The 23,633-nt window shown below is 61.9% G+C and carries 22 protein-coding genes; 6 read left to right on the forward strand and 16 right to left on the reverse strand.

The features are described 5' to 3' along the window. Positions 1-3: 3 nt before the first annotated feature. Complete coding sequence (locus C4K40_RS10150; RefSeq protein ID WP_053138653.1) at positions 4-1,365, reverse strand: heavy metal sensor histidine kinase; 1,362 nt, start codon at positions 1,363-1,365, stop codon at positions 4-6. After that, the gene (locus C4K40_RS10155; RefSeq protein WP_022643367.1) at positions 1,365-2,045 is read right to left on the reverse strand and encodes a heavy metal response regulator transcription factor; all 681 of its coding nucleotides are present in this window, start codon (positions 2,043-2,045) and stop codon (positions 1,365-1,367) included. Before C4K40_RS10155 ends, C4K40_RS10150 begins: the two co-directional genes overlap by 1 nt. A 193-nt stretch (positions 2,046-2,238) precedes the next feature. Here C4K40_RS10155 and C4K40_RS10160 point away from each other — a divergent pair, with 193 nt between their 5' ends. Both C4K40_RS10160 and queF read left to right on the forward strand, forming a co-directional pair. Further along, entirely contained in the window at positions 2,239-2,769 is a 531-nt protein-coding gene (locus C4K40_RS10160) for a plastocyanin/azurin family copper-binding protein (protein ID WP_371263536.1), read from the forward strand. Positions 2,770-2,837: 68 nt separating this feature from the next. Further along, positions 2,838-3,668, forward strand: a complete 831-nt coding sequence (queF, locus tag C4K40_RS10165; protein ID WP_022643369.1) for an NADPH-dependent 7-cyano-7-deazaguanine reductase QueF — start codon at positions 2,838-2,840, stop codon at positions 3,666-3,668. Between the two features lie 58 nt (positions 3,669-3,726). On the opposite strand, the gene C4K40_RS10170 is transcribed toward queF, so the two are convergent. Further along, on the reverse strand, positions 3,727-3,990 hold the full coding sequence (locus C4K40_RS10170) for a DUF4404 family protein (protein ID WP_022643370.1): 264 nt from the start codon (positions 3,988-3,990) through the stop codon (positions 3,727-3,729). A 124-nt stretch (positions 3,991-4,114) separates the two neighbouring features. Continuing rightward, positions 4,115-4,735 carry an HAD family phosphatase gene (locus tag C4K40_RS10175; RefSeq protein ID WP_124421281.1) on the reverse strand — a complete coding sequence of 207 codons (621 nt, stop codon included), beginning with the start codon at positions 4,733-4,735 and terminating at the stop codon, positions 4,115-4,117. Between the two features lie 191 nt (positions 4,736-4,926). Here C4K40_RS10175 and C4K40_RS10180 point away from each other — a divergent pair, with 191 nt between their 5' ends. Beyond that, entirely contained in the window at positions 4,927-5,613 is a 687-nt protein-coding gene (locus C4K40_RS10180) for a VacJ family lipoprotein (protein WP_031321331.1), read from the forward strand. 79 nt (positions 5,614-5,692) lie between these two features. Here the strand turns inward: C4K40_RS10180 and C4K40_RS10185 are convergent, their stop codons facing one another. Continuing rightward, complete coding sequence (locus tag C4K40_RS10185; protein WP_053138669.1) at positions 5,693-5,992, reverse strand: PilZ domain-containing protein; 300 nt, start codon at positions 5,990-5,992, stop codon at positions 5,693-5,695. A gap of 273 nt (positions 5,993-6,265) precedes the next feature. On the opposite strand from C4K40_RS10185, the gene rssB reads away from it, so the two are divergent. Next, positions 6,266-7,447 carry a two-component system response regulator RssB gene (gene rssB, locus C4K40_RS10190; protein WP_031321348.1) on the forward strand — a complete coding sequence of 394 codons (1,182 nt, stop codon included), beginning with the start codon at positions 6,266-6,268 and terminating at the stop codon, positions 7,445-7,447. Then, positions 7,447-7,929: an anti-sigma factor antagonist RssC gene (rssC, locus tag C4K40_RS10195; RefSeq protein WP_022643406.1), complete on the forward strand. Its 483-nt coding sequence runs from the start codon at positions 7,447-7,449 to the stop codon at positions 7,927-7,929. Before rssB ends, rssC begins: the two co-directional genes overlap by 1 nt. A gap of 75 nt (positions 7,930-8,004) precedes the next feature. Here the strand turns inward: rssC and tal are convergent, their stop codons facing one another. The 3 genes from tal to C4K40_RS10215 form a co-directional block, all read right to left on the reverse strand. Beyond that, positions 8,005-8,931, reverse strand: coding sequence for a transaldolase (gene tal, locus C4K40_RS10200; RefSeq protein WP_022643376.1), 927 nt, complete (start codon positions 8,929-8,931; stop codon positions 8,005-8,007). Between the two features lie 178 nt (positions 8,932-9,109). Next, entirely contained in the window at positions 9,110-10,120 is a 1,011-nt protein-coding gene (gene dusA, locus C4K40_RS10205) for a tRNA dihydrouridine(20/20a) synthase DusA (protein ID WP_053138672.1), read from the reverse strand. Positions 10,121-10,381: 261 nt separating this feature from the next. Further along, a complete protein-coding gene (locus C4K40_RS10215) occupies positions 10,382-11,269 on the reverse strand; it encodes a serine hydrolase (protein ID WP_053138675.1) in 888 nt (295 codons plus the stop codon). A gap of 211 nt (positions 11,270-11,480) precedes the next feature. On the opposite strand from C4K40_RS10215, the gene C4K40_RS10220 reads away from it, so the two are divergent. After that, positions 11,481-11,963, forward strand: a complete 483-nt coding sequence (locus C4K40_RS10220) for a hypothetical protein (RefSeq protein WP_053138678.1) — start codon at positions 11,481-11,483, stop codon at positions 11,961-11,963. A gap of 96 nt (positions 11,964-12,059) precedes the next feature. On the opposite strand, the gene C4K40_RS10225 is transcribed toward C4K40_RS10220, so the two are convergent. The 8 genes from C4K40_RS10225 to C4K40_RS32205 all read right to left on the reverse strand — a co-directional run bounded on the left by C4K40_RS10225 (position 12,060) and on the right by C4K40_RS32205 (position 23,348). Further along, entirely contained in the window at positions 12,060-12,563 is a 504-nt protein-coding gene (locus C4K40_RS10225) for an SPOR domain-containing protein (protein ID WP_053138681.1), read from the reverse strand. 138 nt (positions 12,564-12,701) lie between these two features. Beyond that, positions 12,702-13,580, reverse strand: coding sequence for a glycosyltransferase family 2 protein (locus C4K40_RS10230; RefSeq protein WP_256224321.1), 879 nt, complete (start codon positions 13,578-13,580; stop codon positions 12,702-12,704). Between the two features lies 1 nt (position 13,581). Then, a complete protein-coding gene (locus C4K40_RS10235) occupies positions 13,582-14,685 on the reverse strand; it encodes a hypothetical protein (protein ID WP_053138688.1) in 1,104 nt (367 codons plus the stop codon). After that, positions 14,682-16,763 (reverse strand): glycosyltransferase, encoded by a 2,082-nt coding sequence (locus C4K40_RS10240; RefSeq protein ID WP_053138693.1) that lies wholly within the window; start codon positions 16,761-16,763, stop codon positions 14,682-14,684. Before C4K40_RS10240 ends, C4K40_RS10235 begins: the two co-directional genes overlap by 4 nt. Before the next feature lie 25 nt (positions 16,764-16,788). Further along, entirely contained in the window at positions 16,789-17,805 is a 1,017-nt protein-coding gene (locus tag C4K40_RS10245; RefSeq protein ID WP_256224323.1) for a bifunctional 2-polyprenyl-6-hydroxyphenol methylase/3-demethylubiquinol 3-O-methyltransferase UbiG, read from the reverse strand. 38 nt (positions 17,806-17,843) lie between these two features. Further along, positions 17,844-20,000, reverse strand: coding sequence for a glycosyltransferase (locus C4K40_RS10250; RefSeq protein ID WP_022643410.1), 2,157 nt, complete (start codon positions 19,998-20,000; stop codon positions 17,844-17,846). Positions 20,001-20,016: 16 nt separating this feature from the next. Continuing rightward, positions 20,017-20,709, reverse strand: a complete 693-nt coding sequence (locus C4K40_RS10255; protein ID WP_031321353.1) for a 2OG-Fe(II) oxygenase family protein — start codon at positions 20,707-20,709, stop codon at positions 20,017-20,019. Positions 20,710-20,825: 116 nt separating this feature from the next. Beyond that, the gene (locus C4K40_RS32205) at positions 20,826-23,348 is read right to left on the reverse strand and encodes a polysaccharide pyruvyl transferase family protein (RefSeq protein WP_022643412.1); all 2,523 of its coding nucleotides are present in this window, start codon (positions 23,346-23,348) and stop codon (positions 20,826-20,828) included. Positions 23,349-23,633: the final 285 nt, after the last annotated feature.

The raw sequence follows: 23,633 nt of genomic DNA on the forward strand, positions 1-23,633 counted from the left end.
GGCTCAGGCTTGCTTGGGCAACTCGATCACGAAGCGGGTCCAGCCCGGGCCGGATTCGCAATGGATCTGTCCGCCATGGGCGCGGACTATCGACTGGGTGATGGCCAGCCCCAGCCCCGCATGTTCGCTGCTACCTTCACGGCGCGCCGGATCGGCCCGGTAGAACCGGTCGAACAGGCGTGGCAGCACTTCCTTGGCGATACCTTCGCCGCTGTTCTCGATGCTCAGTGACAGGTCCTTGGGGCGGTCGCTGATCTGCACCTGCACCGTGCCGGCAGCGGGAGTGAAGCGCAGTGCGTTGTCCAGCAGGTTGGACAGCGCCCGGCGCAGCATGCTGCGGTCCCCGGAGATCCGGGCGTTGCCTTCACGAGCGAGCTGCACTTGCGCGTCCTCGGCCAGGGGGCCGTAGAACTCCAGCAGCATGTCGGTCTCCTGGGCCAGGTCGAGCATTTCCCGTCGGGGGGCCAGCAGGCCATGGTCGGCCTTGGCCAGGTACAGCATGTCGTTGACCAACTGCGCCATCCATTGCAGTTCCTCGAGATTGCTGTGCAGGGCTTCGCGGTAGTCCTCGATGGGCCTGGGGCGGGTCAGGGTGACCTGGGTATGGGTCAGCAGGTTGGACAGCGGCGTGCGCAGTTCATGGGCGATGTCGGCGGAGAAGGCCGAGAGCCGCTGGAACGACTCATCGAGGCGACCGAGCATGGCGTTGAAGCTGCCGGCCAGTTCTGCCAATTCGGCGGGCATCTGCTCCGCCGGCAGGCGTTGGGTCAGGGAGTTGGCGGAGATGCCGGCCGCCACGCTGCCCATGCTGCGCAATGGGCGCAGGCCGCTCCGGGCCGCCCAGGCGCCGAGCAGGGCGGTGGCCAGTGCCGACAGGCCTACGGTGAGCCAGATCAAGTGCTGCATGCGCTGCAGGAAGTGCTGGTGATGGGTGATGTCCAGCAGCAAGGTCAGCCGTGGCGAGTCCGCCTGGCCGGGCACCAGCGCTGCGTTGTAGACCCGGTAGGCGGTTCCGGCCAGGTCCAGGCTGTGCAGTCCCTGGGTGGCGGGTAGCGGGGCGGGCAGGGCTGGCAAGGTATCGAACCAGGCCTGGCCATCGGCGGCGCCCACGCGCAGGGCCAGGTCCGGCTGGTGCTGCAGTTCATCTTGTAGTCGTGGCCGGTGGCGAGGAAAGTCCGCCGCCGTGGTGACGTCCTGCAAGGCGCTGCGCAGGGCGATCAGCTTGCCCTCCAGCAGTTGCTGGTCCAGTTCGACGAAGTGCGCCTGGCTCGCCCGGTTGAAGAGTATTCCGGCCAGCAACGAGACCACGGCGGTGCAGGCGGCGAACAGCAGCGCCAGGCGCCCGCTCAAGGACAGGCGGCGCATCAGGCCAGGCGCTCTTCGAGCACATACCCCATGCCGCGTACCGTATGGATCAGCTTGTTGGGATAGTCGTCATCGATCTTCAGGCGCAGGCGGCGGATCGCCACTTCGATGACGTTGGTGTCGCTGTCGAAGTTCATGTCCCAGACCTGGGACGCGATCAGCGACTTGGGCAAGACCTCGCCCTGGCGTCGCAGGAGCATCTCCAGCAGGGCGAACTCCTTGGCGGTCAGGTCGATGCGCTGGTTGCCACGTTCCACCCGGCGACGGATCAGGTCCAGGCGCAAGTCGGCCAGTTGCAGGCTGGTTTCCTGGGTCGCGCTGCCGCCCCGGCGCAGCAGGCTGCGAACCCGTGCCAGCAGTTCGGAGAAGGCGAAGGGCTTGACCAGGTAGTCGTCGGCGCCCAGTTCCAGGCCATGTACCCGGTCTTCCACCGCGTCGCGGGCGGTGAGGAACAGTACTGGCATCTCCAGCCCGGCCCCCCGTACTGCCTGCAGGATCTGCCAGCCGCTGCGGCCGGGGAGCATCACATCGAGGATCAGCAGCGCGTAGTCGCCGGTCAGCGCCAGGTGCTGGCCGGTATTGCCGTCCGCCACCAGTTCGGTATTGAAGCCGGCTTCGCTCAGGCCCTGGCGCAGGTAGTGGCCGGTCTTGGGTTGGTCTTCGACGATCAATAACTTCATGGCGGGACTCTTGGCATATGGAACCGGAGCTTTATACCTTGCAGGGGCGCTGCGCAGGTGAAGCTGACAAAGTTGTAATCTACTTGTCAGCTGGCTGGCAGCGGTCCGGTCCTAGAGTGTGGCACAGGCTCAATTCTGTTCTTGTCGGGGTTTGATGATGAATCTGCAAAAGTTGTTGTTGCAAAGCCGTTCCATGCTCGGTGCCTGCCTGATGCTGGCGGCAGCACCGCTCTGGGCGTCGCCGGCCACGTCCTATGATTTCGGCCAGCCGGCCGCGGCGGCCAAGGCCACGCGCAGTGTCGAGGTGGTGATGGGGGACATGACCTTCAACCCCAAGGCGCTGGAGGTCAAGGCCGGTGAAACGGTGCGTTTCGTGCTGATCAACAAGGGCCAGCTGTTGCATGAATTCAATCTGGGGGATGCGGCGATGCATGCCCGGCACCAGCAGGAAATGCTGCAGATGCAACAGAGCGGCATGCTGACCCCCACCGGCATGAAGGCCATGGGGCACGGTTCGATGGATCATGCCTCGATGGGGCACGGCTCCATGCCCGGGATGGCCCAGGGCATGCAACACGACGATCCCAATAGCGTGCTGGTGGAGCCGGGCAAGCAGGCCGAGCTGACCTGGACCTTCAGCAAAAGCGCCAGCCTGGAGTTCGCCTGCAATATCCCCGGGCACTACCAGGCCGGGATGGTCGGCAAGCTGACGGTCAGTCCATAGGCGGCCGGGGCTCAAAGGCGGGAGCAAAGGCTGTTAGAATCCGCTGATTCTTCAGTCAGGTTTCCGCCATGCATCCCGCAGCCGAACATTCGCCGCTGGGCAAGTCCAGTGAATACATCTCCACCTACACGCCATCGTTGCTGTTCCCCATCCCTCGGGCGGCGAAATGGGCCGAGCTAGGCTTGAGCGCCGAGACCCTGCCCTACCAGGGCGTGGATTTCTGGAACTGCTTCGAGCTGTCCTGGTTGCTGCCTTCGGGCAAGCCGGTGGTGGCCATCGGCGAGTTCAGCATTCCCGCCGACTCGCCGAACATCATCGAGTCCAAGTCCTTCAAGCTTTACCTCAACTCGCTGAACCAGACGCCGTTCGCCGATCGGGCCACGCTCGAAGCGACCTTGCGCAAGGACCTTTCGGCCGCTGCGGGCAAGCCGGTGACGGTGCATGTCCGCAGTCTTGGGGAAGTCGAGGCGCAAGGCCTGGTGGCGCTACCGGGCGTGTGCATCGACGATCTGGATATCAGCGTCGACAGCTACGAGCACCCGCGTCCCGAACTACTGCGCTGCGACAGCTCGCGGGTGGTGGAGGAGAGCTTGCACAGCCATCTGCTCAAGTCCAACTGTCCGGTGACCAGCCAGCCGGACTGGGGCAGCGTGGTGGTGCAATACCGTGGTGCGGCCCTGGACCATGCCAGTCTGCTGGCCTACCTGGTGAGCTTCCGCCAGCACTCTGACTTCCATGAGCAGTGCGTGGAGCGGATCTTCCTCGACCTGCAGCGCCTGCTCAAACCAGAGAAGCTCACTGTCTACGCGCGCTACGTGCGTCGCGGCGGGTTGGATATCAACCCTTACCGCAGTACCGAAACGGCGGACTTCGCCAATCACCGGTTGGTGCGCCAATAAACCAAAGCCCCGCTGTGATGGCGGGGCTTTGCATTTGGGCGCGTGCATCGAAGGTCGGTCAGATGCCGATGTTGCCCAGGGTCTGGACGATGTTGCGCAAGGTTCCGGCGATGGCCGGGTGCTCCAGTTCGAAGCGCTCGACGGCCAGGTTGACGCCATCGGCGAGGCTGGTGTCGTGGGTGCTGTTCTCCAGCTGCAGCTGCAGTTCGATCTGCTGCATCAGTTCTTGCAGGTTCTCGCGTTCGGCCGGCGACAGCGGCGGGTTCTGTTCCAATTGCTCGCGCAGGGTATCGAGTTGTTGTTGCAGTTCGCGGGCAGGCATGGCGTTCTCCCTTCAGTGATAGGCAGAGGGATGGACCGCGTGCCTGAGGCAAAGGTCCATGCCCACGGGATTTAGATTAATCCACCCGCAAGCGCCGTGCATGATCTTGATCAACAGGCGTATTTCAGGGTTTTTCGCCCTTGAGCCTTCGCAGCCCGATGTCCTCCAGGCAGGTGGTCAGTTCACCCAGGTGGTCGATCACCGAGTGCACTCCCAGGCCGAACAATTGCACCGTCGCCTTGCCGCGCTTGAGTTCGCGCTCCTGCTGGCTCAGGGCCTGCCACTCGCTGGGAGGCAGGCCGCACAGAGAACCGCAGGACGCGAGGCCGATGGTCCACAGGCCGGCATTTAGCCCCGACTGCAACAAATGCGGTTCGCCACTGACCAGCACGCAACCGTCCAGGCCCTTGACCTTGAGCGCCATCAAGGCCTGCCAGCAAGCGTCGGGAGCGGGCCAGGGGATTGTGGTTGCCGGAGCCGGCTCGATCCATTCCGGCAGCGCAGCGGCCAATTGGCGAGTGCTGGTGTCGGGCAGCTGTTCCAACCAGGCACAGGGTATGCCCTGTCGTTCCAGGTGCTGCAGGCTTTCCAGGGCGCCGGGTGTGGCCTGGAGTCGTTCCGGGGTGGGTTGCCATGCCGTTTGCAGGCGTGACAAGGCACCGAAGTCCACCAGGCAGCCACTGAGCCCGAAAAGCACCGCGGTCAGGGGGCGGGAGGGTTGGGCTGGGGTGTCGAGGTGGGGCATGGCGGCGTCCTTGAAGTGCCTTCCGAAACTAGCGGCAGAACATGACATCAAGGTTACAGCCAGGTGAATGCCCAGCTGATTCGTTCGTGCGGCTGGTGTCGATGCTGCCTAAAGCGGCACATCCGTTTTATACTCCGGGCCTAACCTCAGGGCATGACCCGATGAGAGAACAAGCCGAGGAGTTTCCTGCGATGCGCTGGAGCCGTTATCTAGTTCCACTATTTATGAGTGCCGGCGTGACGCTGGCTCCCCTGGCCGTCCAGGCGGCGGAGGAGGATCCGTGGGAAGGCGTCAACCGCCCGATCTTCACCTTCAACGATACCTTGGACACCTATGCCCTGAAGCCATTGGCCCAAGGCTATCAGGCGGTCACGCCGCAATTCCTGGAAGACGGCATCCACAACATGTTCCGCAACGTCGGTGACGTCGGCAACCTGTTCAACGACATCCTGCAGGCCAAGCCCCATGCCGCCGGTGTCGATACCGCGCGCCTGCTGATGAACACCACTCTGGGCCTGGCCGGCTTCTTCGATGTCGGCACCAAGATGGGCTTGCAACGCAACGATGAAGATTTTGGCCAGACCCTGGGTCACTGGGGCGTGGAGAGCGGTCCCTACGTGATGCTGCCGTTGCTGGGGCCGAGCACCCTGCGTGATGCGCCGGCCAAGTTCGTCGACAGCTACACCGCGCCTTATCGCTACATCAATGATGTTCCGGCGCGCAACATCGCCATGGGCGTGAACGTGGTCGATACCCGTGCCAGCCTGCTGGCGGCGGACAAGCTGATCCGCGGCGACAAATACACCTTCATTCGCAATGCTTATCTGCAGAACCGCGAGTTCAAGGTCAAGGATGGCAAGGTCGAAGACGATTTCTAGTCTTTGGAGGGTCTTGCGTTAGCGAAAAGGCGGCCATCAGGCTGCCTTTTTCATTGGCTTGTTTTCATTGCAGGAAGGGTTAGTTCATTTTAAGGATTGTAAGGCCAAGTTTCTGCCCTCCACCGTCCAGAGACTTGATCCACACCACCTCGGTATCCGCTTCCAGTCCCCGGAGCGCCGTGTGCTCGGAATCGATGCGCACACTCAATTGATCGCCGATCTGGAACGAGCGCGGAGTCTGGACTTGCATGCCGCCGCTGGAAAGGTCGATGCAGACCGCTTCGATCACCTGTCCCTGGTGGATCAGCGTGATCTCGGCATCTACCCGCATGCGGATGTAATCGCGCTTTTCGCTATAGTCACGCTGATTCTGATTCATGGGGTCCATCCTGCAATTGAGTTGCGGTTTTGACGGTTTTTATAACTCTCGGTGATTTGTGGTGTAAAGACGCCAAGCGACCATCGGCATGAGCTTGAAACGCCCCGCGGATGGGAGTACCGTCTGCGCCTTAGAAGGGCACCTCTGGCGGTCGGGCGTGCAGGATTCAAGATCCTGGCCTTGTCGGAGTGGCTAGAAAGCGAATCCAGTAGCGTGTCTCAGGCCCATGGCCAAGTCAGCTACGCCAACCCAATTCTGGCGCCGTTTGCCCACATGCAAAAAACCAGTGCCACGCTGCTGATAATCGATGACGACGAAGTAGTACGCGCGAGTCTCGCGGCCTATTTGGAAGACAGTGGCTTCAGCGTACTGCAGGCTGCCAATGGCCAGCAGGGTCTTCAGGTATTCGAGCGCGATAAACCCGACCTGGTGATCTGCGACCTGCGCATGCCGCAGATGGGCGGCCTCGAACTCATCCGTCAAGTGACCGAACTGTCATCGCAAACCCCCGTGATCGTGGTTTCAGGTGCTGGCGTGATGAACGATGCGGTGGAGGCCCTGCGCCTGGGCGCGGCGGACTACCTGATCAAGCCCCTGGAAGACCTGGCGGTACTCGAGCATTCCGTGCGTCGGGCCCTGGATCGTGCCCGCCTGCTGCTGGAGAACCAGCGCTACCGAGAAAAGCTCGAAGCGGCCAATCGTGAGCTGGAAGCCAGCCTGAACCTGCTCCAGGAAGACCAGAACGCCGGGCGCCAGGTGCAGATGAACATGCTGCCTACCAGCCCCTGGTCGATCGATGCCTTCAACTTCGCCCACCAGATCATCCCGTCGCTCTACCTGTCGGGGGATTTTGTCGACTATTTTCGCGTGGACGAGCGCCGAGTGGCGTTCTACCTGGCGGATGTCTCCGGTCATGGCGCGTCTTCGGCCTTCGTCACCGTACTGTTGAAGTTCATGACCACGCGCCTGTTGTTCGAGTCCAAGCGCAACGGCACCTTGCCGGAGTTCAAGCCGTCGCAGGTGCTGGGCCATATCAACCGGGGCCTGATCAGTTGTAAGCTGGGTAAACACGTCACGATGGTCGGTGGAGTCATCGACGAGGAGACTGGTTTGCTGACCTATAGCATTGGCGGGCACCTGCCGTTGCCGGTGTTGTATACACCAGACAGCGTGCGCTATCTGGAAGGGCGCGGTCTTCCGGTAGGTCTGTTCGACGAAGCGACCTATGAGGACCACATCCTGGAGTTGCCGCCGGTATTCAGCCTGTCGCTGATGTCCGATGGCATCCTGGACCTTTTGACCGAGCCTACACTCAAAGAGAAAGAAGCGGCCTTGCCTGAACGGGTGAAGGCTGCGGGCGGCAGCCTGGATGGCCTGCGGCAAGTTTTTGGATTGGCCACGCTAGGGGAGATGCCGGATGATATCGCCCTGTTAGTGTTGAGCAGGAACCTTTGATGAGTACCGGTAGAATCCAGTTCGCCGAGCAGGACGGCACCTTTGTCCTGAAATTCGTCGGTGAAGTGCGCCTGACCCTGTGTTCGGCGTTGGATGCGACTATTGAGCGGATCTTCACGGCGCTGAACTTCTCGGCGATCGTGATCGACCTGACGGAAACCCGCAGCATCGACAGCACCACCCTCGGCCTGCTGGCCAAGTTGTCGATCCTTTCGCGGCAGAAGGTTGGCCTGTTGCCCACCGTCGTCACCACCCACGAGGACATCACCCGGCTCCTGCAGTCCATGGGATTCGATCAGGTGTTCAACATCGTCGATCGCCCGGTGCCTTGTCCGGAGTGCCTGACCGACCTGCCGTCCCAGGACCAGTCGGAAGAAGTGGTGCGGGTCAAGGTGCTGGAGGCGCACAAGATCCTCATGGGGCTGAACGATTCCAACCGTGAAGCCTTTCATGACCTGGTGAATGCCCTGGAGCGTCACTGAGCGCTTGAAACCGGGCGATAAAAAAGGGCGAACCTGTGAGGGTTCGCCCTTTTTGCGTTCATGCCTTTCGTTCACTCAGAGCTTGGCAGTCAGCAGCGCCTCGAGCTTCTCCTGGTCACGGGCGAACTGGCGAATGCCTTCGGCCAGTTTTTCGGTGGCCATGGCGTCTTCATTGGATGCCCAGCGGAACTGCGCTTCGTTGAGGCTCTGGCGAGCTTCACCGGTCTTGCCCGGGCTCAGCTTGCGCTCCAGCTTGCCGGTGTCGGCTGCCAGTTTCTCGATCAGGTCCGGGCTGATGGTCAGGCGATCGCAGCCTGCCAGTTGCTCGATCTGGTTGAGGTTACGGAAGCTGGCGCCCATGACCACGGTCTTGTAGTCGTTGGCCTTGTAGTAGTTGTAGATACGGGTTACCGACTGCACGCCGGGATCGTCGGAGCTGGTGTAGTCATTGCCGGTGGCCTTCTTGTACCAGTCGTAGATCCGGCCCACGAATGGCGAGATCAGGAAAACCCCGGCATCGGCGCAAGCTACTGCCTGGGCGAAGGAGAACAGCAGTGTCAGGTTGGTCTGGATGCCTTCGCGCTCCAGCTTCTCGGCGGCCCGGATGCCTTCCCAGGTGGAAGCGATCTTGATCAGCACTCGATCGCGACCTACGCCGGCTTTCTCGTACAGGTCGATCAGGCGATGGGCTCGCTTGAGCATGGCATCGGTATCGAAAGACAGGCGGGCGTCGACCTCGGTGGAGATCCGGCCCGGGATCACCTTGAGGATCTCCTGGCCCACGGCAACGCCAAAACGGTCGCTGGCCAGGCCGACATCACCCTTGCAGTCGCTGACGCTGGCGCCGAGCAGGTCGGCATAACCGGGAATGGCCGCGGCCTTGAGCAGCAGCGAGGGGTTGGTGGTGGCATCCACCGGCTTGACCCGGGCGATGGCGTCGAAGTCGCCGGTGTCGGCCACCACGGTGGTGATTTTCTTCAGTTGTTCCAGCTTGGAAGTCATGAGCGTGCTCTGTCCTATGGGTCTGATGACATTACCCGAGCGCTGGCAGGCGCTCAAGGGCGCGGAATGCTTGCAATGGCCCCGAAAACCATGACCTGGAAACAGGTGTTTGAATGTCGGGGCATGGTCCAGATAAATACGATGCCAAAACCCGGGTCAGGTTCAACCTGGCTGACGCCTAGCGTCCTTCCAGCAATTGGCCGGCCTGGTCCAGCAGCGCCAGCGGATCCTTGCTCTTGTGGATATCCACCGACAACAGCTGGCGGAATTTGCGCGCCCCGGGAAAGCCGCTTCCCAGGCCCAGGACATGGCGAGTGATGTGGTGCATCGCGCCACCGCTGGCCAGGTGTTCGGCAATGTAGGGTCGTAATTGCGCCAGGGCCTCGGCCCGGGAAATCACCGGCGCGCTGCTGTTGAACAGTTGCTGATCCACCTCCGCCAGCAGATAGGGGTTGTGGTAGGCCTCGCGGCCCAGCATCACCCCATCGAAGGTCTGCAAATGTTCATGGCAGGCCTCCAGGGTCTTGATCCCGCCATTGAGGATGATCTCGAGCTGCGGGAAGTCCGCCTTCAATTGGGCTGCCACTTCGTAGCGCAACGGCGGGATCTCGCGGTTCTCCTTGGGCGACAGGCCTTCAAGGATCGCGATCCGGGCATGTACGGTAAAGCTCGTACAGCCGGCCTCATGCACCTGCCCAACGAAATCGCACAGTTCTGCATAGCTGTCCCGGCCGTTGATACCGATCCGATGCTTGACCGTCACCGGAATCGACACCGCGTCGCGCATCGCCTTCACGCAGTCGGCCACCAGCGCCGGATGAGCCATCAGGCAAGCGCCGATCATGTTGTTCTGCACGCGGTCGCTGGGACAGCCGACGTTGAGGTTGACCTCATCGTAGCCATGCTCCTGGGCCATCCGCGAGCAGGCGGCGAGGTCCGCCGGAGTGCTGCCGCCCAACTGCAGCGCCAGCGGGTGTTCGGATTGGTGATAACGCAGGAAGCGCTCATGATCGCCGTTGAGCAGGGCGCCCGTTGTGACCATCTCGGTATAGAGCAGCGTGTGCTTGGACAGCAGCCGCAAAAAATACCGGCAGTGCCGGTCCGTCCAATCCATCATCGGTGCAACGCTAAACCGCCGGGACAGCGTAGGGCTTGAGTTTACTGGGGTTGTAGCTGAATTCTGGACCATTTTGCTCTACGTGTTTCCGGTGTGTTTTGGGGCGTTTCTTGGATTTCTGCAGTACGAAGGCCCCTTCAGGGGCTGGTACGTAGCACGTCGGATATGGCGACTATCCGGGCAAGAAAACTGGCAGATGGGAAGCTGAGCTATACCGCTCGGATCCGCATCAAACGAAATGGATTGCAAGTTTACCAAGAGAGCCAGGTCTTCGCCTGTAAACAGCTTGCCCAGGCCCGGATACGCAGGCAGGCAAGCTGCACAGGCTTCGGTTCAGCACTCTCGTCGTAGGACCTGTACCAGTCGTTCAGCCACCAGAGTTTCTACCGTGCCTTCGCTGGCGCCTGCTGCAAAAGCGGCGCAGCAAGCCGATGTGTTGCCATCGCCGATTCGATAAACCGCGATCACGCTGCCTGGTCCGCAACCTGTGTGCCCGCCAAGCAAGAAACCGCCCTCGATTGAGCCCTGCATAAGACCCAGGCCATAGCCGGGCTCGATCCATGGTCGCCCTGGAATCGGGCCGCCCAATGTTCGAACTGTCTGCATTTCCTGAAGCAGATACGCTGAGAACAGTTGCCCGGAGAGCAAGCGATCCAAGAATAGCGCCGCTTGCGAAATCGGCCCGATCAGCAGGCCGTGATAGACCCAGGCGGGGTCATAGTTCGACGCGTTTCCTGCAGCCGTTACCTGTAGATCCGCTGCTGTTTTAGCGAAACGGACATTCGACACTCCCAGGGGCGCCAGTACACGTTGAGTGACCGCATCGCCCAGTTCAAGGTCGGTCACCCGCTCAATCAGCCTGCCCACCAACAGATAGCCAAGGTTCGAGTATCGCCAATGGGTGCCGGGAGCGTATCGGAGTCGAGCCCCGTCAAGGCGTTGCAGCATTTCCGCAGCTGGCCAAGCTGGTTCATTGTGGGCAACGGCGGCGTGATACTCCGCCAGCTCGCCATAGTCGGCCAGACCTGCTTCATGGCGTAGTAGCTGGCGTAATGTGAAGACTCGCTCGGGAACAGGGGCGTCCAGTTGCAACAGCCCGTCACGCACCAAAGACAGGGCGGTCGCCGCCAGGACTGTCTTGGTGAAGCTCCACCAGGGGACGATCAGCTCCGGGCCATCAGGCGTGGCAGGCTTACCATTTGCTATGAGCGAGCTGAACATGGATTTCCTTGGTGTTGAGCGGTTCGACAAAATACCCCATGCACGCTCATTGCCCGAAGACCCGCGATCCAGATAGGCGCTGGCAACGGACAAGCGATCAAGCCCATCCTCGATATACGCTAACGGCAATTGGCTAGCATGGACGCGGCGTTGTGGCTGAGCCAAAGTTCCGTCGTTTTCCCCTACGCCACATGCACATGGAGTGAATGTCATGCCTTCGATCAAGCTCGCCAGCCTCGCCATCGCCGTCATGGCCCTCACGGCCTGCGCCGTGCCTGGCAAAACCAGCAACCAGGACAATGAGGTCAAGCTCGCCGCGCAACGGTTGATTGGCCAACCGGCCAAGAAAGCCTTCGAGTTGTTCGGCAAACCCGACCAGGGCATGGGGCCTTCATCCTACGGCAGTGGTGGTTTCTATGCCTGGAACCGGGTGCAGACCCACCTGGGGCCCGACAAGGTGTTCGTACAGACCGGTACCGAGTATGTCGGCCAGCGCGAGACCTTGGTTGGTGTCGGCGGCCAGGGTGTCAGCGGTGTGATGCCGGTGAGCAGCGAGGCCGTCTATCGCAAGACGGGGTACTACGAGAACCAGACCGTGCTGGACTACTTCTGCAGCATCACCCTGTACACCGACAGCAAGAACATCATCACCGACGCCAGTGTGATCGATTGCCAGAGCCCCCAGCGGCGCTAGGTACTGTACCCAGGATTGTCCTAGGCAGGGTCATCGGTGCGTTCCGCCAGATCCGGCCTACGGGCTCCATCTCCAGACAGATCGATCCCGGTCTTGCTACCTCTTCACCGACCGCCATGTCACCAGGCCATCCAGGCCATGGCTGGATTTCAAGTACCTGAGCACGTTCTGTGCCTCGGCCTTTTCTTCAAAGGGGCCTGCGAAGGCATGCGGTGCTTCGTCGAGAATCGTCGGCAGATCGATCAGCGCCATCTGTGCTGTCAACTGGGCGAAAGCTTCATCCGTAGGGGCAGTGAAACGCACCACCCAGCCGCTACGATCCTCCAGAGCGATAGGTTCCACTTCGTTCCCGCAGTGCTTGCATCGTATGGCTGCGGCTTGAATGGCCTCAAGGCACATCGGGCAGGGCCGCAGATCCTCGTGCACCAGCGCGTCGATGCCAGTCTTCGCTACTCGTGGCAATAACAGTACGGCGGCCAGGGCGAGCCCTGGTAAGAAGAGAGCAATGGCCAGCCATCGAGGACCTGAGCGGCCGCGGGTGTTCGCGGCGTAGGCGGTCATGCCCATGAGCAGGAGCCAAGTGAGAAGCAGGATGTTCATTGCGACATTCTTGTCTTGAGGATTGAATTCAAAGATACGAAAGATGATGGGGGCGCACTCTATCAGCAAAAGATCGGCTTAATACGCGTGACTCTGCTGCAGGTAACGACCTTGTGAGAACAAGGCTGCGCAGATGAATCATCTGGCGTCGAAGACTTTCCCAAAGCGTTTCATCATGTGGTAACCCACCATGAAGCCAAATCTCATCCAGACGCCTATGCAGATGCCCCAAGACAAGGGCGAGGGGTAGTGCTTACGAAAGAACTTGCCATAGAAACGGAGCATGCCTCGGTGTTTGTGCCACTCGACAAATATCGGACGAGCCCGACTGCAGGCGCCCCAGGCGTGGAAGACCTTCACCTGTGGTACAAAGCAGACTTTCCAGCCTTCCAGGCGAAAGCGCATGCACAGATCCAGGTCTTCGCAGTGCAGGAAATAACCTTCATCCCAACCTCCAACGCTGTCCAGCGCTTCACGCTTGACCAGCATGCAGGCACCGGAAATGGCCTCGACGTTCACCGGTGTGCAAGGCAGTGCCTCTCGGTGCAGCAGGTAGTCGGAAAACCAGCGTGGCGACACTCGAGCCAGCCCTGACAGATTCAAGGCGCGCACCACTGCTCGACGCGGCGTAGGAAACACCCTGCGGCCCCCGGGTTGCTCACTTCCATCGAGATTGCACAACTGGCCGCCTGCCATGCCTCGCTCCTTGGAATGGGTCAGGGCTTGGAGCATGCCAGCGATTGCACCGGGCTGCAGTACGGTGTCCGGATTCAGGAACAAGATGTACGGCTGCAGGCATTGTTGTGCGCCAAGGTTGCAGGCTGCGGCGAATCCGATGTTGTTGCTGTTGCGCAGTATGACCAGGCGTTCGTGGCTGCCATGACAGATCTCCACCCTGCGCAGGCTATCGTCGTGGGAAGCATTGTCGACCAGAACCAGGCGGCCTGCATTCTCTGCCAGCACCGAAGCTATGCACTCCTCAAGCAGCGGGCCGGCATTGTAGTTGACGATCACCACGTCACAGGATCTCGGCATGGACCACCTCGAAGCGTTTTGCCCACGAATTGTTCTCGCGAAACGCAAGGGTGTTGCCTTTGGGTTCACTGAAGTCCAGAGCTTGTCGAGCGACTTGAGTGATGTCCCGGACCTCGTCGCAGAGGAATACTCCCGAAATATCCCGGCGGTTGGTCATTTCTCCGAATGCACTGCTGACCACCGGCAAACCCAGTGCCCGGTACTCGTAATACTTGATCGGATCGACGAAGCGAGTGAGATCGTTGCGCTTGAAGGGGATCAGCCCGACAGCGAATTCGGTCATGGCTTGCAGCGCATCGGCGTGGGACAGCGCCGGCAAAAGACGGATGTTGGTCGCCAGGGAGGTTGGCGCAGCGCCATATTGAGGGCCGATCAAACGTACTTCCGCGTCAGGAAAAGCCAGTGCCAGAGCCTGCACGAAATCCCAGTCGAACCATTTGGCCAGGGTTCCGACATAACCGAATACGGGCGCAGCCACCGCGCTACCGGAGCGACGCAGCCCCAGGGCGGGCAAGCGTTCGGTGGCGCAGGCATTGAGCAGCAATTGCGTGTGGACCCTTTGTCCTTGCCAATAGCGCTGCAAAGCCGAGCAGGAAGCCAAGGTGATGTCCACGGCCCGGGCGGTTTCGTGTTGGCGGCGACTCATGGAGCGGCGTGACCAGCCCCGGTAGAAGGCCGGTACGTTATCCATGACATCGTAGAAACTGCTGGCGAAAATCGGTTCACGCAACAACTGCAGGGCCAGCCTGGACGGCTTGCCTATGCCCAGCAGCGTGATGCCCTGGGCGAAATCTCGCACCTGGCGCACCAGGCCGCGCCAGAGCAGGCTGTTCAACCATCCCGATCCGGGCAGCGGCTCTATCGGCAGGGCCCGCGGACTGGCCAGCGTCAGCCAGGCGGGCTGCGGCTCACGCGGCCCCTGGGGCGGGCGTTGGCCGAGCAGGTCGGAGATTCCCGGCAGGCGCGTGGGATACGGTTCGACCCATAGCACCTGAGCCCGGGTCGCCGCGTGAAATTGGCGGACCAGTTCATGGGGACGCTGGGCAAAACTGTGCCAACTGACGGGTGAAAGGTAGACCAGCCTCATGACTTCTCCCGGGACACATGGGGTACCCAGGAGCGCTCCCACTTGGCTTCGTAAAGCGCCTTGTTGCGATTGAACAGTTGCTGGCGTTGGCCCTCGGGCATCCGATCGAACGACGCGGACAGGTGGTGGTGGATGAAGACGTCCTCGACGAAAGCACAAGACAACCCGATCTGCTCCACCCGCCGGCAATAATCGTCATCTTCGAAGAATCCCAGTCCGAAGGCCTCGTCCAGCGGGCCAACGCGCAGGTAGGTCGAGCGCGACAGCATCACGGCGAAGAAACCCAGGGTAGCGCAGGGCACCAATTGGCCGATGTGGCGCCAGGTGTATTGCCGGGCACAAGCGGGCATTTGCCCGAGGGTCCGGTAGCCGATGTCGATCCTGGCCTCGTTGCCGATGTTGTTGGTCACCGGCCCGACCAGGCCCAGCCCGGGATTGCGTTGCAGGTGCCGGCGCAGGCTCTGGGCCCAGCCGCAGGTGACCTGGGTATCGTTATTGAGCAGTGCCAGGTACTCGCCCCGGGCTTTGGCCAGGCCCAGGTTGTTGGCGGCGGCGAAGCCCAGGTTGCTGGTATTGAGGATCAGCTGGTGCCCGCCGCTGGCGGCCCACTGTCGCAGGAACTCGACGCTGCCGTCGCTGGAGGCATTGTCGACGACGATCAGCTCCAGTTCCCGGCCCGAAGGATCGGCGTCCAGGCTGGCCAGGCAGTCACGGGTGAAGGCGAGGTTATTGCACGTCACCACGATCACGCTGATCAACGGTTGCGTTTGGGGAGTCTCGGCCAGGGCCAGCAGCGTCCGTACTCTGTGGTTCCAGGTCTGTTGCCGGGCGAAGTCCTGGCGTTGCCGAGCCGCCTTGGCCGGTTCGGGCTCGTCCAGGGCTTGGGCGATGGCGGTGATGAAGGACTGCGCATCCCCGGCGATTCTCACCAAAGGGGTAAATTCATGCAGTTCGGGCAGGTCCACCGCGACTACCGGCTTGCCTGCGCTCAGGTACTCATAGACCTTCACCGGGTTGGTGGCCAGGGTCAGCGCCTGGATCCGGAACGGCAGGATGCACACGTCGAACGCATGCAGATAGGCGGACAGTTGTGTATAGGGGATTTCGCCGGTCAGCCTGACATTGGCGTGGCTGCGCAGTCGTGAGCCGACCTTTGCCGTGTCTGCGCCGATCAACAGCACTGTGCAATCGGCGAAGGCCTGGGCGATGGTCGATACCAGTTGCACGTCGAACCAGTCGGCCAGCGCACCGTAATAACCGATCACCTTGCGGCCGCTTGGGTCCCGGTGGCAGTGACGGGGAGCCTTGGAGAAATACTCGAAGTCGGCAGCGTTGCGTAGCAGGGCCTGTGGGCTATCGGCAAGGGTCGGACACTGTTGCTTCCAGTGCTGCGCGAGCCACTCCGAGGTGAAAAGGGTCAGGTCCGCCTCGCCCAGCAGTTGCTGCTCCAATGGCAGCAATCCATGGGCATTGTTGCCAAAGCCCTGGTGATGGTCCATGCAGTCATAGACCAGGTGATTGTTGGGCAGCAGCCTGGCTACCGGAAACCAGAATGGGTGCTGGACCAGCGAGACCACCCTTGGTGCGTCCACCCAGCCGAGGAACTGGCCCAGGCTGCGGCACAGCTGCCGGATCGTCCCGGCGTCGGGCGGGCCCTGGTAGATCACCGGCGCCTTGCAGGCGAACAGCCGTACCTCGAACAGCCGGCCCTGACGATCCAGGGAGCGTACGCTGAAGCCATCACGCAGGTCGTCTTCCAGGCTGGCTGCGATATAGAACACCCGCCGCCCCGCAAGGCTCAGGCCATGGGCCAACTGTTGTGGGCGTTGATAACGCAGATCCCAGTCGATGGCGCCCCATACCAGGTAGTCGGGCAATTGCGTTGGTGCTGCCGGTACCAAACCTGGCGCGGGGACGAACGGCCGGCTTGCCTGCTGGTAGCGGCGCAGCGCGCGCCAGGCTGGCAGCCAGGCGCTGCGGTACAAGCGTCTAACCAGGGCCTTGGCCGGCGTCGGTAGCGGCAAGCGCTGGTAGGCACTGCGCAGGTGCTTGAGCAGCTCAGCTGTGGGTTGGCTCATTACCAGGCTCTCGTCACGGACGATCTCAACGGCTGGTGTCCCAGGGTTTCGGGGTCGCGGCGACGATCACGAAATCGCTGTGCAGCGTGCCTGATTCGATCAAGCCGTCCTCGATGTCGAAGAGCATTTGCAGGATCCGCATAGCCTGCGGATCGTCATCCCGGAAGTTACCGGCAATGCCATGCAGCAAAAATTGCAGCAGGGTGCCGCCACAAGGGTTGAAGGCACGGATATCGAAATGCTCCTGGACCACCCGCAGGATGTCCTGGGAACGCACGGCTTCCGAGGGGTCGACCTTCACCACCTCCAGTGGATCGGGCAGTGGCACCTGGTTTTGCACCTGGCCATAGGAACCCTGGACGAAGGAATACCGCATCGAGGGCGGAATCAGGGCGAAGGCATGGCTGATGGCCGCGCACTGGGTTTCGTCGAAGGCGAAGTGATTGGCGCCGACGTACTCGTTGAGAAACAGCCAGCCGTCGGGCTTCAGCGCCTGGCGAACATTGGCGCAGACGCTTTCCAGTTCACGGATGTGGTGCATCGAGCCGTTGAACCAGACCGCGTCGTAATGGGCGCTGGGTAGCTCCGTACGCTCGACATCGAGCAACTGGTAATCGATGCTCCCGGCGCCCAGGAATGCCGCTTGGGCCCTGGCGGTGTCCAGGGCCGCGGGCGCGATGTCCAGGGCGTCGCAGTGCTGGAATGCCTTGAGGTTGTACAGGTCGCGCTCCAGGTCCCCGGTACCGCAGCCGACACTGAGCATGCGGGCCACGGGCAGGCGGTCGCCGAAAAAGGTGTCCAGGCAGTAGGACACCCAATAATCATGGCCGCTTCCTGCGGTAGCCTTCTGCTGGTGGCGTCGCTGGATGGCCGGTACTGCACGCCAGTAGACGTCTGCGGAAAACGGGTCCGAGCCAGCCTGGTTTTGCGACCAGTGTTCAGCGGTCCGGGCCTTGCGCCGCTGCTCTTCGGTTTCGTTGTCCACTGCGGTGGAGGAGGGCGCGACCGGCCCACTGAGTTTGTTGATGATGTTCTTCAGCACGCTTGGCCTCTTGTTCTGATTGGAGCCGATTGATGGGTTCAGTCAGCGATCCTTGATTTCGGGGCGTCCGCTTCCATCTCCCGGTGTCGTGGGCTGTGAGGCTTCCAGGTGCCCCACTTGCTTTCGAAATAGGCCTGGTTCCTGTCCCACAAGCGCTGGTACTCGCCGGTCGGGATCAGGGCCTTGAACGAGGCCTGGCCGTAGTGATGGATGAAGGCGTCCTCGGCGCATACGGTGCGCCAGCCCGCTGTCTGTACCCGGCGGCTGTAGTCATCGTCCTCGAACATGCCGATGCCGAAGGTCTCGTCGAGCCAGCCCACCTGCTCCAGCACTTCGCGGCGCAATGCCACGCAGAACATGGCGAGCATCGGGATATCGAAGCAACGCCCGTGATACTGGCTTGCGCGGCGGTCGGCGAAATCTTCCAGGCCATCGAGTCGCTGGTAGTCGATCCGGACCTTGGCTTCGTTGCCCACCGCATTGGTGGTGGGCCCCACCAGGCCGATCCCGGGGTCGGCCAGGTGGCGCAGCAGGGGCGTCAGCCAACCCCTGGGGACCACGGTGTCGTTGTTGAGCAGTACCAGGTAATCGCCTTGGGCGCGCCGCAGTCCTTGGTTGTTGGCGGCAGCGAAGCCGAGATTGCGCGCGTTGAGCACGATGTTCACCCGCGGCTCGGTACGGGCCAGGTAGCGCAGATAGTTACGGGTGTCATCACTGGAGGCGTTGTCGACGATGACCAGTTCGAGGTTGGGATAGGCGCTGTTATCCAGCAGGCTGTCGACACAGCCTCGGGTCAGCTGGACATTGTTGTAGGTGACGACCACCACCGAGACCTTCGGATACAGGGCCACCAGCGCGTCGCGGGTGTCCTCGAAGCGGTGCCGCCAGTCGTTGGCCCTGGCCAGTTCGATGCGCCGCTCCCAGCGCTGGAGGTCGGTTTCCTCCAGGGCCTTTTCGATCTGGGTCACGAAGCCTGGAGCTCCTTCGGCGAAGTACAGGTAGGGCGCGTAGAGCTGCATTTCCAGAAGCGGCACCGAGACTACCGGCTTGCCGGCGCTGATGAATTCGTAGAATTTCACCGGGTCTACGGCATGGGTCACGTTGTACAGGCGGAACGGAATGATGCAGACGTCGAACCGATACAGGTACTGCGGCATCTGGGTGTAGGGCTGGCGCCCAGTCAGGTGTACGTTGGGCAGTCGCTCGAGGCCGGCGAGGTCGTTGACGAATACATCGCCGACCAGCACCAGGTTCCATTTTGGCCGTTGCCGGGCGATGGCCGCGATCAGTTCCAGGTCGACCCATTCGGCCAGTGCGCCATAGAAACCAATCACCGGCCCTTGCAGATCGGCGAGCAAGGCATTGGGCGTGCAATGGCGGGCGAAGAATTCGAAGTCCACGCCGTTGCGCACCAGCACGCACCGGTGGCAGCGGCTGGCCCATTTGTCATACAGCACCGAAGCGGTGACGGTGACCAGGTCGGCTTGTTCCACCAGCACTTGTTCCTCGGCCAGCAACGGGGCGCCGATGTTCGGGAAGTCTTGCCATTCGTCCATGCAGTCGTACTGCACCAGCCAGCCTCGCTCCTGACGCAGGTGCAAGGCCAGGCGAGTCCAGTAGGGCAGGTGGACCACTGACACGGCAGTCTTGATTCGGAAGTCGGCGACCAGGTCCTGCAGGGCCTCGAGGTTGCTGCGCAGGTTGCCCGAGGTGATGCAGGTGGCGTAGGGATCCTGGGATGAGTGCCCGCGCAGGTGCACCTCGTAGACTCTCGGAGCCACTTCGCGTACCTGATATGGCTGTCCAGGCGTGGGGGCCAGGACGATATAGAACACCCGATAGCCATGGGCGGCGAACTGCGTCATCAGCTGCTGGGGGCGCTGGAACCTGGCTGACCAGTCGATATTGGCAAAGCACAGCAGGTCGAATGGCCCCTGGCTGTCCGGCGTCGTCGGTTGCGCGTCAACAGGGGGCAGTACGATTTCCGGCGCAGGCCTGGGCGCCAGCAACCGTGGGGCTGGCGCGATGGGGAGCGGATATTCGCTGCCACTGCCGACGGCCCCGTGACGCAGCAGTTGCAGGAGCATCCGCAGTGGGCGGGTCAGGCGCCAGGAGCGCGAGCGCCGCATATGCTCGATATGTGCCAGGGCGGCATCGCGCTCGACGATCGCCTGGGCATGTTCTTGTGCTGGCACTGGCGACGATCCTGGCTTATTCATGCTGGCTCACATAGGAGTGCAGGGGTGTCTGGTCATCCGCTGGCCACATGGAGCTCTGCGACCCGGGTCGGTAGAAGGTCACGGTCATGCTGCGTCGCGAGGTCCGACAACTGTCCACCACCGGCGAGACCGCATGCCATGAGCTTTGGCTCCGTACCAGGAGCGCCGAGCTGCCCACCAGTGGCGGGATTACCGCGACGACGTCTTGCGGGTCCGCCGAGCGCAGAATGTTCAGGCAACCGCCATCCTCGACGCTCCACGTATCGTTGAAGTAGAGGATGTGGGTCACCAGCTTGTCGTCCAGGTCCAGGTGTGGGCCCAGGCAAGCCTGGGGGCCGTAATGGAAGACGTTGACCTCCATCGGCGCCGTACGCAGGTCCATGTCGGCCAGCATCGACAAGGCCAGGCGATAGGCTGGCCGGGTCAGTTCGGTGGCCAGTTGCAACCAGCTCGGACTCAGGCCCTGGGCGTGGACTATACGTCCGGTGCCCAACTCCACCAGTTGTCGTGCCTGGTACTCGTAGTCCTTTTCCCCGCCATAGCCGTATACCCGCTTGAACGCATCGTGGGGGTAGCTGGCCGCCAGCGTGGCGGCATCATCGGCCGAGTACAGGCCATCGATCCGGCCCCAGCGAAAGGGCTGCTGGTGCAACGGTTGGTGGGCGAGCATCTTCAGGTCCAGCAGCATGTTCTTCCTCCTTGAATCCATGTCATGTGCGACGCAGTGTTGCGGTGCCACGCAAGGAGCCGGGGCCACGGCCAGTCCCATTCGACGTGGGACTGGTCCGTGGCGGGCCATTGTCATTCCTGAAACTGTTGTAACTGCCGCATTTGCCGGCGCAGCTCATCGAGTTCGGCGCGCTGGCGCAGGCACTCCTCACGCCACTCCTGTTGTTGGCCTTCCAGCAGGTTGGGCAGGTCTTGCCAGAGCCGGTTCATCCATTGGCGGGTAGGGCGGCGACCTTGACGGATCAGTTCGGCCACCCTGTCCCAGTGTTCGCGCAGCTGCTCCCTGGCCGCTTCCAGGCGAGGGCAGGGGGACCGGCGTCGCAGGCGTTCGAGGAACCACTCCAGGGCGATGGGCTCGCCGTTCGGCAGCGGGTAGATGCCTTGGTAGTCGAGCAGGGCGGTGTACTTGCCCGTGTGCAGATTGGCCGAACAGAAGATGGGGACACCGAAAGCCAGGGCGCTGATCGCCAGGTGATAGCTGTGGCCGATCACGCCTTCGGCATGTCCGAGAATTTCCGCCAGCAACAGTGGCTCTGGCCAGTAGGGCAGGGTCACCGCTCGCGGCAGGTCGTCGCCAAGGATCGATTCATGGTCGCCCAGCACCGGACCTATGGGCAGCAGCAAGAGTTGCCACTGCTCCAGGTCGGTGCCTTGGGTTTTCCACAATTGCAGGAAGTTCTCCAGGCCGGCGATCGTGTGCACCACCAGGTATCGACGGCCCAGGCCTGCCTGTTTGCACAATTGGCGATACTCGGCCGAGGGCTGTTGCAGGTCGACGAGATTGGCCAGGCCGAAGGCGGTATCCGGCAGCACCTCGACCTGCGCCTGTTCGCTAAGTGCCGACAAGGCCTCCCGGGACAGGGCGTCGCGTACCCGTACATGGGGACTTAGCTCAAGGGACAGTTGGAGCAGCGGTCGGGCCCAGGACGGGATCTCGTTGCAATGCATGCCCGGGGCATTCCAGATCAGCGGCACATCGTGTTGCAGGGCCAGGAGGGCAGGGGACAGCCAGTAGCCGGTGGGGTGGTGGATCAGCGGCGTCGGCGGGTAATAGCCGACGGCCACCAACTTGTCGAAGCGAACGATGAAGCCGCCGCCGATCAACATCCCATCCAGGGAGTCCACCAACTCGGGCAGCTCGCTTACTGAAGTCACGTCGTAGGGCCACTGCGGGGTGCGGCGTTGGTGATAAGAGAAGGGACGCAGTTGCACTGCCCCCAGGCGCGACTGCAGTTCGCGCTCGGCGATGATGGGGAACAGCAGGTCGCCGTAGTTGGCAACATCGAAGGTGCCGAGGATCGCTACCCGCCAAGGTTTGTCCGCTGAGCGGGGGGCTGCTCTGGCGATACTCGGCTGCTCAGGCTCGACCGCACGGATATCCAGGTCGACGAGGCCGAGAAAATGCTTGTCCCCCGGCAAGATATCGAAGGCCAGGGGCGCGACCTGTTTTTCGATCAGTTGGGACGTCTCCTCGGTTTCCCCATTCATCAGCTTGAGGGTGACGTGATAGCGCCCGGGCGCCAGGTTGGCGGCAAATCTCAAGCGTGTGCTGGTGCTGCACCAGCCTTGCTGTGGGGCCTGGCGTGCCAAGGCCACATTGGCTCCTGCGACCACCAGCAGCCTAGCCTCCTGCACAGTCAGGCTGAGATTGGGACGTGCGACCTGGTCGCTGACCAGGGCCTGGACCTCGATCTCCACCGGGTCGCCATGGACAAAGCTGCAGTATGAGGTCCCCGTGGCACTGAACAGCGCCGAAGCGATCTGGCCTTCGTGGGTACCGAAGGCGATGCCCTGGTCTTGGGCGAGTGCAGGTTTGCTGGTGACCTGGATCGCACCATCACTGGCCCAGCGTCGCTGCTCGTCGCGCATATCCAGCAAATAGAGTTCGGCCATTTCCTCAGGTGCACCACTGCCCCGGACTTCGCCGTTGCGCAGGTACAGAACCCGGTTGCAGAAGCGCTTGACCATGCTCATGTCGTGGGACACGAATAACAGCGTGGTGCCCTGGTGGGTCAGGCGTTCGAGGCGTTCCAGGCACTTGAACTGGAACGAGGCATCGCCGACGGCCAGCGCCTCGTCGACGATCAGGATGTCCGGTTCGACGCACACCGAGACGGCGAACGCCAGGCGCACCAGCATGCCGCTGGAATAGGTCTTGGTAGGTTGGTCGATGAATTCGCCAATGTTGGCGAAGGCCACTATCTCTTCGAAGCGCGCTTCTGTTTCTTCGCGAGTGAGGCCTAGTACCGTAGCGTTGAGATAGACATTCTCGCGGCCAGTGAACTCCGGGTTGAATCCCGATCCCAGCTCCAGCAGGGCGGCGATTCGTCCGTGACTGGTCACGCTGCCCGAGGACGCGCTGACGATACCGCAGATCAATTGCAGCAGGGTCGATTTGCCGCTGCCGTTGCGGCCAATGATGCCCAGGCTTTCGCCTTTGCGCACCTCCAGCGAGACATCCTTGACCGCCCAGAACGAGCGATAGCGCTGCCTGCTGTTGGGTAACAGTATCTGCAGCAGGCGATCCCTGGGATGGTCGTAGATCTGGTAGCACTTACCCAGGCCCTGGGTCCTGATAGCCAGGTCAGTGCACATGGGCGCAAGCCCCCAAACCGGATATGGCGCGATGGTCGATCAGGAGCCGAAGCCGCTGCTGGCGCATGGGCCGGAAACTGAAACGCTCGAGTGTGATGCCCCTGGTCAACTTCCACTCCTTGGCGGTCAACTATTCCAGCATCGCGATTTGCCCGACCAAGCGGCGCGGGGAAATGGGTCGATGTGTTGGGTTCGGTACAGTTATTTTTGGAATTGTTTATAGACCAGAATTTCCCACATCGAAGGTGGGGAAATGATTCTTTCTGATAAAGGGGATGCTAGTAA

The sequence above is a fragment of the Pseudomonas sp. CMR5c genome (genome assembly GCF_003850545.1).
GTDB classification, from domain to species: Bacteria; Pseudomonadota; Gammaproteobacteria; order Pseudomonadales; family Pseudomonadaceae; genus Aquipseudomonas; species Aquipseudomonas piscis.